At 43.0% G+C, this 15,201-nt stretch carries 13 protein-coding genes and 1 pseudogene; 7 read left to right on the top strand and 7 right to left on the bottom strand.

Annotated features, from left to right (window positions below):
- Window positions 1-61 precede the first annotated feature (61 nt).
- Both FTU29_RS07065 and asd read left to right on the top strand, forming a co-directional pair.
- Window positions 62-910 (top strand): sulfurtransferase, encoded by an 849-nt coding sequence (locus FTU29_RS07065; RefSeq protein ID WP_180121164.1) that lies wholly within the window; start codon window positions 62-64, stop codon window positions 908-910.
- The gene (gene asd / locus FTU29_RS07060) at window positions 907-1,758 is read left to right on the top strand and encodes an archaetidylserine decarboxylase (RefSeq protein ID WP_180092672.1); all 852 of its coding nucleotides are present in this window, start codon (window positions 907-909) and stop codon (window positions 1,756-1,758) included. The genes FTU29_RS07065 and asd overlap by 4 nt, the downstream gene beginning before the upstream one ends.
- Before the next feature lie 145 nt (window positions 1,759-1,903).
- Here asd and FTU29_RS07055 read toward each other — a convergent pair whose 3' ends face one another.
- Together FTU29_RS07055 and argS are read right to left on the bottom strand one after the other, a co-directional pair.
- Window positions 1,904-2,503, bottom strand: coding sequence for an SPOR domain-containing protein (locus FTU29_RS07055; protein ID WP_180041413.1), 600 nt, complete (start codon window positions 2,501-2,503; stop codon window positions 1,904-1,906).
- A gap of 245 nt (window positions 2,504-2,748) precedes the next feature.
- Complete coding sequence (gene argS / locus FTU29_RS07050; RefSeq protein ID WP_180024652.1) at window positions 2,749-4,539, bottom strand: arginine--tRNA ligase; 1,791 nt, start codon at window positions 4,537-4,539, stop codon at window positions 2,749-2,751.
- Between the two features lie 177 nt (window positions 4,540-4,716).
- On the opposite strand from argS, the gene FTU29_RS07045 reads away from it, so the two are divergent.
- Window positions 4,717-5,004, top strand: coding sequence for a DUF2798 domain-containing protein (locus FTU29_RS07045; protein WP_372491143.1), 288 nt, complete (start codon window positions 4,717-4,719; stop codon window positions 5,002-5,004).
- 59 nt (window positions 5,005-5,063) lie between these two features.
- Here FTU29_RS07045 and FTU29_RS07040 read toward each other — a convergent pair whose 3' ends face one another.
- The 4 genes from FTU29_RS07040 to FTU29_RS07025 form a co-directional block, all read right to left on the bottom strand.
- Window positions 5,064-5,657, bottom strand: a complete 594-nt coding sequence (locus FTU29_RS07040; protein WP_180121101.1) for a hypothetical protein — start codon at window positions 5,655-5,657, stop codon at window positions 5,064-5,066.
- Window positions 5,658-5,763: 106 nt separating this feature from the next.
- Window positions 5,764-7,074: a DUF445 domain-containing protein gene (locus FTU29_RS07035; protein ID WP_180121099.1), complete on the bottom strand. Its 1,311-nt coding sequence runs from the start codon at window positions 7,072-7,074 to the stop codon at window positions 5,764-5,766.
- A 26-nt stretch (window positions 7,075-7,100) separates the two neighbouring features.
- A complete protein-coding gene (locus tag FTU29_RS07030) occupies window positions 7,101-7,658 on the bottom strand; it encodes a hypothetical protein (protein WP_180121097.1) in 558 nt (185 codons plus the stop codon).
- A 59-nt stretch (window positions 7,659-7,717) separates the two neighbouring features.
- On the bottom strand, window positions 7,718-8,257 hold the full coding sequence (locus FTU29_RS07025; protein ID WP_078190604.1) for a DUF924 family protein: 540 nt from the start codon (window positions 8,255-8,257) through the stop codon (window positions 7,718-7,720).
- A gap of 210 nt (window positions 8,258-8,467) precedes the next feature.
- Here FTU29_RS07025 and gshA point away from each other — a divergent pair, with 210 nt between their 5' ends.
- Complete coding sequence (gene gshA, locus FTU29_RS07020; protein ID WP_180121095.1) at window positions 8,468-10,045, top strand: glutamate--cysteine ligase; 1,578 nt, start codon at window positions 8,468-8,470, stop codon at window positions 10,043-10,045.
- Window positions 10,046-10,066: 21 nt separating this feature from the next.
- Entirely contained in the window at window positions 10,067-10,594 is a 528-nt protein-coding gene (locus FTU29_RS07015) for a disulfide bond formation protein B (protein WP_180073350.1), read from the top strand.
- A gap of 68 nt (window positions 10,595-10,662) precedes the next feature.
- Here the strand turns inward: FTU29_RS07015 and FTU29_RS07010 are convergent, their stop codons facing one another.
- Window positions 10,663-11,994, bottom strand: coding sequence for an alpha/beta hydrolase (locus tag FTU29_RS07010; RefSeq protein WP_180121094.1), 1,332 nt, complete (start codon window positions 11,992-11,994; stop codon window positions 10,663-10,665).
- Between the two features lie 243 nt (window positions 11,995-12,237).
- Between FTU29_RS07010 and FTU29_RS07005 the strand changes: the two are divergent.
- A pseudogene (locus FTU29_RS07005) lies at window positions 12,238-12,838 on the top strand (YqiA/YcfP family alpha/beta fold hydrolase).
- 187 nt (window positions 12,839-13,025) lie between these two features.
- Window positions 13,026-14,906, top strand: a complete 1,881-nt coding sequence (parE, locus tag FTU29_RS07000) for a DNA topoisomerase IV subunit B (RefSeq protein ID WP_180066486.1) — start codon at window positions 13,026-13,028, stop codon at window positions 14,904-14,906.
- The last annotated feature ends 295 nt before the right edge of the window (window positions 14,907-15,201 follow it).

Genomic DNA, 15,201 nt, shown 5'->3' with positions numbered 1-15,201 from the left:
ATAGTGAAAATGACTTATGCTAAGATCGAATTTAATCGCACAAAATACAACACGAACAACGATGACAGCATCTACACTGAATTTTGGTCTGCTGATTGAAGCGGAAGAATTGGTTCCACATCTGGGCAATGAAAAACTACGGATCGTCGATTTGAGTCGTCGTTCGGTGTATGACCAATTGCATGTTCCACATGCACTGCATGTGCAGCCGAAACTGTTAGTGCGCCAAGAAGAACAAGCGATGGGACTTTTACCTGACCAAGCCGGTTTAGAACAGCTCATCAGCTATCTGAATATCAGTCCAGAACATCATGTAGTAGTGTATGACGATGAAGGTGGGGCATGGGCTGGTCGACTGATTTGGAACTTACATTGCCTCGGTTTTGAAAATACCAGTCTCCTCAATGGTGGCATCCATGCTTGGCTTGGGGCAGGCTTACCGACCTCGTCTGAAATTGAGCAATTTGAACCCGTGAGCCCGTTAGTTGAAGTAAGTGCAGAGGCGCGTGCTCAGTATCAAACAGATTATGATGAGCTATTGGCTCGTGTGCAGCAGGAGCAGATCCAAGTATGGGACTGCCGTACCGAAGATGAATATACAGGCCTACGTTTGGCTGCGCGACGCGGCGGTCACATTCCGGGGGCACGACATTTCGAATGGAGTACTGCCCTTAACCGGGAAAATCATTTAAAATTGCATCCTTTAGAACGCACACAACAACGCTTAGAACAATTGGGATTCAATTTAAACGAACCTGTGGTGGTATATTGTCAGTCCCATCATCGGTCGGGCCTAGCTTATATACTGGGACGTTTACTCGGTTGGAATATTCGAGCTTATGATGGTGCGTGGAGCGAGTGGGGCAACCGACTCGATAGTCCTGTGATCACCGGAGAGTTGCCGTCTTGAGCCTTACATCTCAGTTAAAAAAACAAATTTTTATTCAAGCTCAGCGTGTTGTTCCACAGCACAAATTATCACGTATCGTCGGTAAATTGGCTGCGAGTGAAAACCCTGTGGTGAAAAATGCTGTGATTACCGCATTTAAAGCACAGTATGGCATCGACATGTCGATTGCTGAGCAAAGTAATGCCCTGAAATTTAAATCATTCAATGAATTTTTCACTCGTTCTTTAAAAGAAGGCGTACGTGTAGTTGATGCAAATGCCAACAGTGTTGTTTCACCCGCAGATGGTGCGATTTCACAACTAGGTAAAATTGAAAATGGTGACGTATTTCAGGCCAAAGGGCAGAAGTTCACCGTTGAAAACCTGATTGCCGATCCACAATTGGCAGAGCCGTTTAAAAATGGGCAGTTTGCTACGGTTTATTTGTCACCAAAAGACTACCACCGTGTACATATGCCATTTGCAGGAACATTGACAGAAACCCTGTATGTACCGGGTGAATTGTTCTCAGTAAACCAGACCACTGCTGAAAATATTCCGGGTTTATTTGCCCGTAATGAACGTATGGTCTGCTTATTTGATACAGAAGTCGGTCGTATGGCGGTTGTATTAGTGGGCGCAATGATCGTGGCAGGTATTGAAACCGTGGCTACAGGTAAAGTTAAACCTACAGGGCGTTTGGAACTGAATCAACACGATTTATTTTTAGAAAAAGGTGCAGAATTGGGCCGTTTCTATTTAGGTTCAACAGCGGTAGTGTTGTTTGAAGAAAACAAAATGCAATGGGATGCGACCTTTAAAGCCAACTCGTCTGTGGTGATGGGCGAAGCTATAGGGCATACCATTTAAGCAATTCCCTCTCCTTTTAGGAGAGGGTTAGGGAGAGGTTTTTGAGCTAAGCTGATGTATTCAAAAAAGAATCCCTTCTAACCTCCCTTTATTGAAGGAATGAATAAAAAAAAGCGCCATCAGGCGCTTTTTTTAATTGCAAAATTTAGCGTTTTACGACAATCGAGTCGATACTGCTATGACGTAAAGTTTGCTGTGCAATCACAGCAGCTTCTTGTGAATCATAGGGGCCAGACACGACGCGATACCAAACTTTGCCATTTTCATTACTTTGGATCACATCGGCAGATAAGCCATTTAAAATAATTTCTGCACGACGGGCATCGGCTTGGTCAGGGTCATCATAGCTACGCACTTGCAAAATATAGCTTGCAGGGGCAGGTGTTGTTTCTGTGGCTTCAATACCCGGCTCAGTCGGTGCAGTGGTAGCCGTTTCAGGTGCTTCAACGATCACCACGGTTTCTTTGGTATCTGTTTCAGGCACAGCTTGATCTGGAATCGGGGTGACTTGTTGCTGAGGCAACAGATCATAAAAACGGTAATCTTTATTGGTTTCTTCTTGGTAGTGTTCAGAGGTAATTTGACCTTTCGGTTTTACCGGCTCCCATGGTTTCCATAACATCAAGGCCACCAAGAAACTCAACACGATTAAAATGATCACAAGTGTACCTAACCATGCAGGAATCAATGGTTTTTTAGGCTGATTTGGCCGCTCTGATACACCGCGTTGCGTTTTTCCAAACACGAGGAAACCTCTTTAATTGTAATTGTTACGAACCTAGTGGGAACTGACCCAAAACCAAGTTCTGATTATTATATATTACATGACTGTCATGCTGTTTATGTTTAATTTTCACAATTTCAACATCTTCAAGTTTTCATTAAAAGATGACTGAATATCCATGAAAATACAGGCTCATAAAGAGCCTGTATAGGCGTCAATGTATATGGTTCATACATGGACGGATTCTAACGTATACTAAGAATGGCTTACATTGATTCAGGCGCACTCACACCCAATAATTCAAGACCATTGCGTAAAACTTGCTGTACGTTTACAGACAGTAATAAGCGCGCTTGAGTCAGTTCTGCATCATCACCCAAGACTTTATTTTCGTTGTACCAACCATGGAACAACGCCGCTAATTCTTTCAAGTAGTTACCCACTTGGTGTGGTTCATAGCTGTTTGCTGCACGAACCACAATTTCAGGGTAAGCCGCAAGTTTAGCAAGAACTTCAGTTTCAGCTTCTAACTCAAGTTTAGCTGCAAATTGACGTGCAGCTTCAGCAGAGAATTGAACGTCTGTCGCAGCGGCTTTTTCGAGCATACGGCAGATACGTGCGTGTGCGTATTGGATGTAGTACACCGCATTGTCTTTGCTTTGAGACACAGCAAGGTCTAAGTCGAAGTCAATGTGTTGTTCTGATTTACGCATGACATAGTAGAAACGAGCAGCATCGTTGCCTACTTCTTTACGTAAGTCGCGTAAAGTCACGAATTGACCTGAACGAGATGACATTTGAACCATCTCGCCGCCACGCCATAGGCTCACAAATTGAACCAAAAGTACGGTCAATTTTTTAGAATCATAGCCAAGCGCATCAATCGCTGCTTTCACACGTGCGATATAACCGTGGTGGTCTGAACCCCAGATATCAACGATATCGGTATAGCCGCGTTGTAGTTTATTTAAGTGATAAGCAATGTCGGATGCGAAGTATGTAGTTTGACCATTACGACGTTTCACAACACGGTCTTTTTCATCACCAAAATCAGTTGATTTGAACCAGATGTTGCCATCTTTTTCGTATAAGAAACCACGTTGATCGAGCATTTGTAATGCTTCATCAATTTTTTCAGTCAAGGTTGCTTCGCTGAACCATTGATTGAAAGTCACGCCAAATTCACCGAGGTCATCTTTAATGTCATCAAGAATGGCTTTCAGCGCAGCTTGATGGAACACACGGTAACCCGCAGCCAAATGGTTTTGTGAATTATGAATTAGGCCATCAATGTGTTTTTCTTTATCGCCTGAAACAACGACTTTATTGCCTTCGCTATCGAGTTCAGCAGCATATTGCACATCTTCAGGAACATCTTTGTAGATGTCGGCAACAGGGCGTACATAAGCATCACCATCTTTGTCGATAATGCTTTGTGCGATTTCTTTAACGTAGTCGCCTTGATATGCATTTTTAGGGAAGACCAGTTGTTGACCGGTCAATTCTAAATAACGCAAGTAAGTCGATGTCGCCAAGATATCCATTTGACGGCCAGCATCGTTGACATAGTATTCACGGTCAACTTTAGCACCTGTTGCTTCAAGAAGATTGGCAACGGTCATACCGTAAGCTGCGCCACGACCATGACCAACGTGTAGGCTAGACGTTGGGTTGGCTGAAACGAATTCCACTTGAACACGTTTTTCAGCATTGGCCTGAGTGCGACCGAACTGATCTTTCTGAGCTTGAATTTGGTCTAAGACAGCAAAACGTTGGTCAGCATTTAAAAAGAAGTTAATAAAGCCAGGACCTGCAATTTCTGCTTTGCTGATATCTGCGACTTCTGGAAGATTTGCCAGAATTTTTTCGGCTAAATCACGCGGCTTCATACCTGCAGCTTTAGAGGCAATCATGGCAATGTTTGACGCAAAGTCACCGTGGCTTCGGTCTTTGGTTCGGGTCAAATTGCTAGTATTGTTCCAGTCAGTTGGGAGTACACCTTCAGCTTGAAGGGATTGCACTGCATGATCGAGCGCTGCTTGTATTGCCGTATTCATAATCAGTCGAAAAATAAATGTCGCAGAAAAACGGTAAATATAGCAAATTTCAGGCTCTTTAGGTGAACCCATTTGTTGCGAATAAAAAATATTCGATAAAAGTGAAGCATTGCTTATATCGAAGTAAAACGATATAAGTAGTTTAGCGATTCAGGATCACTGCTTGAGTATATGGACATGTCACAACCCACCCCTAAAATTTTTGGCAATGTGCCGAAGTTAGCTGCACGCTGGGCGCTGATTATTGTGCCGTTTATTTTATCCTGTCTCATGAGCGGTATTATTTCGTTTATTAATATGCTCAGAAATTTAGGGTGGTTTGAGGGATTTCTGACTCTATGGCTGCATAATTGGATGATTTCTTGGGCTATTGCTTTTCCCATTGTGCTGATTTTATTGCCGTTTGTTCGAAAATTTACAGGCCTGTTGGTCGATATGTCAGGGCCACAGCCACCTGCAAAATAAGACTGCATGTAAGTCACAGTTGAGTAAAACGGTGACTTACTGCATTTCGCTTTAAACATTTATAGGCTATCGCGACAACTTACTGCTTTAGAGAGTAATTCGGCTTTGTTGTTTTGGAAGGTATAGAGTTTTGAGGCATTAAACACTTTGATGACTTTGGCCTGACCGACAGCGGTTTTAAAGCTTTGGAACTTTTGCTGATGGGCTATCTCAAACGGATTTCCAAAGTTTTTATTGTCGAGCAAAATTTGAATTTGCCCCACATTCGTGTCATGTGCTTTTAGGATGTCTTGGCCATCTGCATTGCTTAAACTGAAAGTAGGGCGCTGAGTGCTGATTTTGCAATTCAATTTGAGGCTCAAGGTGAAATTGTCTGCCGATTTATTTTTGAGGGTAGATGTGCCTTGTTGATCATTTTCAATATAGACCCACTGATTTTTCGGCATATTGGTCAGTAGGGTTTCTAACTGTTGTTGGGTACTTTTGCTGATATCGACAGTGCCTTTTTTATCGATTTCAGGGGCTTTTTCTTTACCGAGCATGCCCATCACTTTGTCGCTGACTGTGCTACTGGTTTTGGAAATGGTCTGGCAAGCGCTTAAGCTACTGATGATTAGAATGAATGGTAGTGTATAGATGGCAGGTAAATGCATAGATTTTATTGTTCTATTAAATTTTCGGATCGGCAAAGTTTAACGGTTCTACGCATAAAGCTCAAACCTGCGGCCAATCTCCTTTGAGGAGGACTGCTGCAGGCGGCTAAAGCAGCCATTCTACACAGGCACGAATAATCCCCAGTGCGAGGCCAATAAAACCACCGACCACGACACCATTGACTCGAATCATATGCAAGTCGCCACCGACTTCGTTTTCGATCTTATCGATCATTTCACGTGAATCCCATTCATGTATACGTTCACTGATAAACCGAATGACTTTTTCGCTATATTGATCGGAGAGATTGATGGCAATATCACTCATTTTTTCATTCAGCAATTGGCGTACAGCAACGTTAGAGACAATATTTTCGCCCACTTGTTGAATGGCGACGCGTAGGTTTTGTGCAATACCTGAGTCCGGCTTTTGTAGATCAGATTTAATCGCATCACATAAAATCACCACTGCACCACTGATAAAATTCAACATTTGTGGACTATCGAGCATGGCATCTTTGGTGCTATTCAAACGTTGGCTGGCTACACTTTGATTGTCTGCCAACTCATGCATGAGTTGCTGTGCCATTTCTTCAATTTTTCGACGCCAAGGATGTTCTGGATCGGCCAACATAGATTCGACACGGCTCACCAATGAATCAATGGTGCGTTGTTGTACATCAATGCCGATCCAGCTGGCGCCTTTAGCTAACTTCCATACCCCAAGTTCTTTAAACAACTGGCGTGAAAGGTCGCGGGTTTGTTCTGGATGCTGTGTGACCCAATCATGGGCTAAATCGAGCCCGCGCTGTAACACATCTTGATGGAAGTCATTTTCTAAAACTGCCCGTAGCATTTCACTGGCAAGATGGTTGACTTGCGTATTGCGTACCCATTGCACGCTGTTATTTTGGATAAATTGTCCAATTTGTTCCTGACCGACAAATTCGAAAATTTTCGGTACCGTTTGCTGAATGACTTGGGTCACTTGAGCATTATTGTGCGGATTGGCCAACCATTTCCCGACGGCAAGAGAGAGATCCGTCTCCGCTAAGCTTTTTTCAACCACTTGTGGTGAAAGAAAATTCTCCTGAACAAAGCGGCCCATCGACTCGGCAATGCGTGCTTTATTACGAGGAATAATTTCTGTGTGGTCACGTAAAAATTTAGGAATCGGAATCCGACCAAAGGGATTGCGAAATAAAACGGTTATCGCATACCAGTCTGCCAAACCACCAACCACTCCAGCTTCTGCTGAAAGCATCAAAATATGAATGAGCCAGACGTATTCAGGCAGCAATTTAGCTGCGATCATCAATGTAATCCACGCCAGCACCGCCACGACCAAAGCAATCGTGGCGAAGCGTTTACTGCGTTGCAGACTAGGTGAAACAGCGGGCTGTTCAGTTGGGTTCATCAATGATCGGGTCTCTATGGGTTGACTTATTTGGCGGTAGGCTCAGCGGCTACAGGTAAAGGATTTCCTTGGCTGTCTAAACCATATTTAGCCCCGAGTGACTGCAAAATCAAGCGAGCATCAAAGGCATCCTGAGGGGCTTTGGCACGATCTTTATAGCAAGTAATACTGTAGGAAACTTGAGTCGGATCGAGTGTGACCACCTGTGGAACGTCATAAAACGGGCCTGGCCAAAAGCCGGGATGGCGACGGTAATAGCCATATGGATAAGGCATTGGGTCTGGGTAAATCACCGCTTGGCGCGGCGGTTTTTGACTCCGGTTACTCGGGTCATCCATGACTTTAAAATATTGAAAGCCATTGTGTAGGGTGGTTTGAGCAGCTTTAACCAAGGTGATTTCTTCGGCAGTGCCATAGCTCATATTGGGTCTAGCTTGGAAGCTAATCCGATAGCTTTGAGCATTTAATGGCGTTGCAGCATAACGACCCAATTGTTCGAAGGTTAAAGGCTTCGATGGGGTGCTTGCACAGCCGGTGAGGCCCAGTGCTGCGGTTATGGCTGCTGCGATAATGAGTTTGTTCATGCGCATACTCCTGTTTAGTCGGTTCATGGCAAGGGGAGATACTGGCCAAAAGCCGTCAATTAAAAGCTAGAATTGGGCTGGGTTAAAAATTCCAATTCCTCTGCTGTAGATGTTCTGCCCAATACCGCATTGCGATGCGGGTAACGTCCAAATCGATCGATAATCACTTTATGCTTTTTTTCAAATTCTAAGTTGATCGGATTGCCCAGTTGCTCAAATAATTTTAACGCGCTTTGATGGATTTTTGTCGATTCGCTATGCATAAAGGGCATATATAAAAATGAGCGCTGTTCAGGGCTTAATTGTAGATCTAAACCCTGCGCGATGGCTTCTTGTGCAAGCGCCAAAGCCAGTGCATCTTGGGCAAAAGCCAAGCCAGAGTCACGGAATAAATTTCGCGAAAACTGATCTAAAACAATAATTTCAGCCAAGCGACCTTCGGCTGTGGTGCGCCATTGCCACAGTTCTGCTTGACTGGCCGCTTGATGGATGTCTTTAAACTTTTTTTCGATTAAAACATCAAAATTATTGCTTTTAGCGAACCAATTAGGCTGATTTTCTGGGTTAAACCAAAATTCGAGAATATCTTGATAATTCATATGTTTTAAGCATTATTAGCATATATTTGTTTATAAAATCACAAATTTCAAATGTCATATAGAGTAAGTTTGTGATAAAAAATTGCCAAAATAAAATCACGGTTTGTCTCAAAACTATACAGTGCGTCATATGCCCACTTCAAATCGCGTTATACTGATATAAACTGATGATTTTATTTTAGTAGTTTCTTCCATTTAAGCGAGATAGCAATGAGTCAACCCGAATCGACCTCTCAAGACATTTTACCGACTTGGGTAGATTCTTCGCTGATTAAAGGAATGTTGCGCGGTATTGAGCGTGAAAGCTTACGTATGCAAAGCAACGGTTTCTTGTCTCAGGCCGACCATCCCCAAGCCTTGGGTGCGGCTTTGACTCATCCGCATATTACGACAGACTATTCTGAAGCTTTGATGGAATTTATCACGCCGCCAAAAGAAACCATTACAGAGGCGTTGAACTATCTGCAAGATATTCATGCTGTTGCGCATACGCATTTAGAACATGGTGAAAAACTTTGGCCGTTGTCGATGCCATGCATGTTGGATAAAGACGAAGACAGTATTCGTTTAGCGCAATATGGCAGCTCGAATATAGGACGTTTTAAAACCTTGTACCGTCGTGGTTTAGGGGTGCGTTATGGTCGCCGGATGCAGACCATTTCAGGGGTGCATTATAATTTATCCTTCCCAGATCATTTCTTTGAAGCATTACAACAACACGAAACTGACGACGCCCTCAAGGCATTGAGCTTACAGGATTATCGCAGTCATCGTTATTTTGGCCTGATCCGTAATTTTATTCGTTTAACGCCATTGGTGATGTTTTTGGTTGGAGCGAGCCCGTCGGTGTGTAAATGTTTTATGACTGGACGAGAACATCAGCTGTTACCGCTTTTAAAAGGCACGCTATTTTTACCTTATGCGACGGCACTGCGTATGGGAAATTTTGGCTATCAAAATTCAGCACAAAAACAGTTAGGGATTCACTACAACGACATTCAGGCGTATTTGGAAGGTTTGCAAAAAGCGGTGCATACCCCGTATGCCGCATTTAGTCATTTAGGTTTAAATGATGAACACGGTGATCCGATTCAAATTAATGACCATGTATTGCAAATTGAAAATGAGTACTACAGTTTGGTTCGTCCGAAACAAGTGCCGCAGGATGGTGAAACACCGTCTGAAGCCCTGCAAAATCGTGGCGTAGGTTATGTTGAATTACGCGCGGTAGATGTCAATCCTTATAGCCCGATTGGGATCAATGAAGACACGGCAGGCTTGCTCGAAGTGGTGGCTTTGTACTGTTTATTGCAAGACAGTCCAGCATTGTTAGATGCCGAACAAAATGAAATTGAGAAAAATCAGGCGGAAGTGGTAAACCGTGGTCGTGCGCCAAACGCAGTGATTTTACAGCAAGGGCAAGCGATTCCAATTGAAACATGGTGTCGTACACATGTCGCTGCGATGCAACCGTTGGCTGAATTGCTGGATGATTCTTACAATACAGATATTTACACTCAGGCAATGGCTGTGATGCAATCACGCATCGATGAAGTCGATGAAACATTGTCGGCACGTATGATTAGCGATACTTTAGAACAAGGTGGAACTTGGGGCTTTGGTAGCTTTATGGCCTTACAACATGCTGAAGTGTATGAGCAGCATGTCTTGAGCCCTGAAACTGCTGCATACTTTGCACAAGCTGCTGAGCAGTCTTTAGAAAAACAGGCTGAACTTGAGCAAGACTGTACCTTGAGTTTTGAAGAATATTTGAAAAACTTCAGATAAAAAATTTTAAGAGGATTTACCATGAAATGGAGTTTCCGCTTCGTGAGTGGTTTGTTGTTTTTAGCCAGCGTGATCGGTATGTCTTTTGCGCTGTTTTTAGAACATGTACAAGGCTTAGAACCTTGTCCGTTGTGCGTATTCCAACGTATTGGTTTGATTGGACTCGGCATCATTTCATTGATTGCATTGATTCACAATCCAGCATCGAATTGGGGTAAACGCATTTACGCATTGTTGGGGACACTATCAATTCTTTGGTCTGCTGGGGTGGCTGCGCGTCATATTTGGCTGCAAAATTTACCGCCAGACAAAGTACCGAGTTGTGGCCCAGGACTGGATTATTGGGTAGAAACGCTGCCGTTAAAATCGGTCTTTGAGCAAGTGCTGACTGGCTCTGGTGAATGTGCCAAAGTGGATTGGACCTTCTTGGGGCAATCATTACCGGTTTGGTCATTGGTGTTTTTTGCGGTCTTAACTTTGCTTAGCCTTTGGCAGTTATTACGTAAATACCCAAGCAGACCAGTGCCACGTTTACGTGATAAATTTTAATTTAGTGATACATAAAAAAGCCCTCAGTTGAGGGCTTTTTTATGTATACACATGGTGGAAATTTTACCTTAGGTTAGGGCAATGCCTTCTATACTTTCCAAGTCCATCATAAATTCATAAATGTGGTCACAAGCTTTATCGTCATTATTTGGATAGAACCAATGCACGATTTGCTCAGCCACTTGCGGGTGATGCTGAATTTCAAAATGGTTCAGGCCATAAAATATTGCTTTATGTGAGTCAGGTACTTTTAATTGGTAGCGTGGGTTTGGGTGTTCTCCTAACGCACTTTTCACACTGACCAAGTAATCTCCAATCACATGTCGCGTTTTATTGCGACGATGTTCATATTCGATGGTCCCTGCCACGAGGTAGGTATTGATATGCGATGGAATCGGGGCTGGTTTACGGTTGTCGTCCATGAGTCCAATACGGACATCATTATGTTCCCAATCATCATCACGCACGCTGCCATAGCGCAAATCTAAAATGCCGTTACTGCGAATATTCACCACGTGGCCCACGATTTTGACCAAAGGGAAACGCCCCAATTGATCTTGCAGATGAAATCCGATACGTTCAAGCACAGCACCATGATGCGGTGAGCCTAAGCAGACTAGATTTTCGACTTGATGAATCCATTGATACATATTTTGTTTGCCATAAAAAATGGCACTACGGGACACTAAGCCCCCCATACTATGACCAATTAAGTCGATACTGGTAATACCAGGGTTGCGACGGACCAAATCTTCTAATGTATTGGCAAGGCTGCGACCATTGGTCGAGATACGACGACCCGTGTTGTAATTTAAATACAGCATGGTGTTGTGGTCACGTTGTGACAGTAATTTTTCACCAATGCCGCCATATTTGGCTGTCGACCATGACAGATGATTCATGCACAGCCCATGAATTAACAGGGTAATACGACCGTTTAATTCGCCTTTTTGTACCGCACCATAATGGTCGTAAACCACCATCGGTAAGGCCATCGGGTTGTGATATTTCAGTAAATAGTCACCCAGCACCCCATTCAGCGCACCTACTAGAAAATGTAAAGACGGGGTGAGGGGTTTGTCGTGTAAGCGTGGGAATTTTTCAATAATGCTACGCAGCGTCGGTGCGAGTAAATAATTGCCATAATTGAAAAAGGTGTTGTAAGAAAATTCATAAATCCGTGCAATGGTCGGCTGCTTATGAAAGGCTTTCGAGCCTTGTTCGCTCATTCCAAAAATACTGATTAAAATTTCACGTTGAATGTTTTTGATCAAGTCATGCACGACATCACTAAAACGCATTGTCACGAGTTGTGCCAAACCTTCCAGCACATCTGCTTGACTGGGTGGAGTGCGGTCCCATTTACAATAGGTTTCATGCAATGGTGTTAAGCTAGGCATAATGTTCCTATCCTTACATTCAATGCTATCCCTCGATTGTATTTATTACTGGAATAGCCTGAAGTTTCATTGTTTATTTTATAAAATTCTCACGAACAGCTTTTACAATACCGATAACAGACCTGTCGGTGAATGCCTTTTGTCTGACAATTTTACTAAAAATTCAAATTTATAAAATGTGACGTAGTTAGCACTTATATGCCACTTTTAAAGCAATTTAAAGATCAATTTGGAATCAAAATGATGAATATTGTGTATTTGCATGGTTTTCAAAGTAACTCAAATTCAGTGAAAGGACAGATACTGCGGCGCCATTGCGCAGACTTAAATGGTGTGCACGTGCATTTGCCAGATTTGAATATGCCACCGCTACAGGTAATGCAGCAGATGTCAGAGCTGATTGAAGGTTTGGATGATGTGGTTTTAGTGGGGGAGTAGTTTGGGTGGTTTTTATGCGACGCAGTTGATGGCACGCCATCACATTCCTGCGGTGCTCATCAATCCTGTGGTCTATCCATGGCAATTATTTCGTGATTTATTTGGCGAGACGGCATTGCCTTATCAGGTGACTGAAACGTGGTGCTTGGATGATGCACAGCTCAATCAAATGCAGGCATTGGCTATATCTAAGGTTGAAAATGCAGATCAACTGTTGGTCTTGCTCCAACAAGGTGATGAAACCTTGGATTATCGTGATGCTGCTGATTTCTATAGTGCGGTTCAAGCCGGCACGGCTATGCTGATCACTGAGGTGGGTGGAACACATGGCATGGATGATTTTGCAGAAAAAATACCGATGCTCTTGCAGTTTTTATCTGATGCTGTCAAAAATATGCCTAAATAAAATGATCCAATACAAATGCTGATAAGCTAGATTCAACATACAAAAATAGGCAGTTACGACATCATTTGACGTTTAAATTGTTTAAGAAAATGGCGGCTGATCGCAAGAGATATGCATTTTAATAAAAAAGCATATACTGTAGCGCTTGAAGAAATGTTTTAACCAAAAAAGCAGGGAATTTTGCAACGTGACGCAATATACGGCTCAATCACTTGAAGTTTTATCTGGCCTAGATCCGGTACGTCGCCGTCCGGGTATGTATACAGACACTACACGACCAAACCATTTGGCGCAGGAAGTGATAGATAACTCCGTCGATGAAGCGCTTGCAGGTCATGCCAACAAAATTACTGTGACGGTTTATAAAGATGGTTCTTTGTCGGTAGAAGACAATGGACGCGGTATGCCTGTTGATATTCATCCTGAGTATGGTCAAAGCGGGATTGAAATTATTCTGACCAAATTACATGCCGGTGGTAAGTTCAGTACCGATAACTACCAATTCTCAGGTGGTTTACACGGTGTGGGTATTTCGGTGGTGAACGCACTGTCAGATCGTGTTGAAGTGGAAGTTCAGCGTCAAGGCAATCTATATAAAATGGCCTTTGAACATGGCGTTCCTGTGGCACCGCTTGAGGTGTTGGAAGGTAAATGCGCTAAACGTGCAACGGGTACTACCGTGCATTTTTGGCCTGAAGCCAAATATTTTGATTCGCCTAAATTTGCGCTGAAAGCCTTAAAACACAACTTAAAAGCCAAGGCTGTTTTGGCGGCAGGCTTGCAGATTATTTATATCGATCAAATCAACAACGAAAAGATCGAATGGCAATTTGAAAATGGTCTGGTCGACTATTTGATGGATGAGCTACAAGACCGTGACATCGTTCCTGTTCCTGCATTTGTGGCGACTGGTGAAGCTGAACGTGCTAGTGCTGAATTTGCCATTTGCTGGAACGTTGAAGGCGGCGAACAGATTCAAGAAAGTTATGTCAATTTGATTCCAACTGCGCAAGGCGGTACACATGTCAACGGTTTACGTTCGGGTGTGACAGATGCGATTCGTGAGTTCTGTGAATTACGTAACTTGTTGCCGCGTAATATGAAGCTGTCTGCCGAAGATGTGTGGGATGGTGTCAACTTTATTCTGTCTTTAAAATTCCAAGAGCCACAATTTTCGGGTCAAACTAAAGAACGACTTTCAAGCCGTGAAGCCTCTAGTGTGGTGTTAAATATTGCCAAAGATGCCTTTGCACTGTGGCTGAATCAAAACTCCGATATTGCTATGCAACTGGCAGAAATGGTGATTGCCAAGGCCGGTCGCCGTTTAAAAGCTGCGAAAAAAGTTGAACGTAAAAAGATTGTTTCAGGTCCAGCTTTACCAGGTAAATTGGCTGACTGTGTGGGGCATACCCTCGAAGAATCAGAACTGTTTATTGTGGAAGGGGATTCTGCAGGTGGTTCTGCAAAGCAAGCACGTGATAAGAACTTCCAAGCGATCATGCCGATCCGCGGTAAGATTTTAAATACTTGGGAAGTGTCTTCAGACGAAGTTTTGGCATCGCAAGAAGTACACGATATTGCAATTGCCATTGGCGTTGATCCGGGCAGTGATGACTTATCTGAATTACGTTATGGCAAAATTTGTATTTTGGCCGATGCCGACTCGGATGGTTTGCACATTGCGACTTTACTCTGCGCACTATTCGTCAAACATTTCCATACTTTGGTTGAGGAAGGACATCTGTTTGTGGCGATGCCACCGCTGTTCCGTATAGATGACAATAAAGATGTGCACTATGCCTTGGATGAAGATGAACTAGAAAGCATCTTAAAGAAATGTAAAACCAAAAATCCTCAAATCACACGATTTAAAGGGCTAGGCGAGATGAACGCGAGTCAGCTGCGTGAAACGACTATGGATCCCGATACACGTCGTTTGGTGCAACTAGACTTGGATGACGTACAGTTTACTTCAGGTTTACTCGACAAATTATTGGCGAAGAAGCGCTCTTCAGACCGTAAGCATTGGTTGGAACAGAAGGGTAATTTGGCCGATTTAGCGGTTTAAAATTGCAACAAGGAAAAAACCACGCAAGTGGTTTTTTTTTGCTTCAAATTTAGGAAAAGCTGCATGATTTGTGTGCTAAAACACCGTGTTTTTTGAAAAACGTCGCAAAATTGTTCAATTATAGGTCAAATGTTGGATACAAGTTTGTATGCATCTTTGCGGTGATTTTACGATTTTTGAATTGACCCATAAAAAATTAAAAGCAAATTTTATGATTGTAACTATGTGAAAAATAACATTTAAAAATAAATAAAAGCACTCAATCAAAATAAAAAATAAGGCTTGGCACAGTTAT

Source organism: Acinetobacter sp. YH12086, assembly GCF_013419345.1.
In the GTDB taxonomy this organism is placed as follows: Bacteria; Pseudomonadota; Gammaproteobacteria; order Pseudomonadales; family Moraxellaceae; genus Acinetobacter; species Acinetobacter amyesii.
Note: the sequence above shows the minus strand (reverse complement) of the source record. Positions and strands in the feature narration are given on the sequence as shown.

Bases quoted from the DNA above. Each gene is read 5' to 3' on its own strand.
- FTU29_RS07065 (WP_180121164.1), top strand. From the start codon at position 62: ATGACAGCATCTACACTGAATTTTGGTCTGCTGATTGAAGCGGAAGAA.
- argS (WP_180024652.1), bottom strand. From the start codon at position 4,539: ATGAATACGGCAATACAAGCAGCGCTCGATCATGCAGTGCAATCCCTT.
- FTU29_RS07045 (WP_372491143.1), top strand. From the start codon at position 4,717: ATGTCACAACCCACCCCTAAAATTTTTGGCAATGTGCCGAAGTTAGCT.
- FTU29_RS07040 (WP_180121101.1), bottom strand. From the start codon at position 5,657: ATGCATTTACCTGCCATCTATACACTACCATTCATTCTAATCATCAGT.
- FTU29_RS07035 (WP_180121099.1), bottom strand. From the start codon at position 7,074: ATGAACCCAACTGAACAGCCCGCTGTTTCACCTAGTCTGCAACGCAGT.
- FTU29_RS07030 (WP_180121097.1), bottom strand. From the start codon at position 7,658: ATGAACAAACTCATTATCGCAGCAGCCATAACCGCAGCACTGGGCCTC.
- FTU29_RS07025 (WP_078190604.1), bottom strand. From the start codon at position 8,257: ATGAATTATCAAGATATTCTCGAATTTTGGTTTAACCCAGAAAATCAG.
- gshA (WP_180121095.1), top strand. From the start codon at position 8,468: ATGAGTCAACCCGAATCGACCTCTCAAGACATTTTACCGACTTGGGTA.
- FTU29_RS07015 (WP_180073350.1), top strand. From the start codon at position 10,067: ATGAAATGGAGTTTCCGCTTCGTGAGTGGTTTGTTGTTTTTAGCCAGC.
- FTU29_RS07010 (WP_180121094.1), bottom strand. From the start codon at position 11,994: ATGCCTAGCTTAACACCATTGCATGAAACCTATTGTAAATGGGACCGC.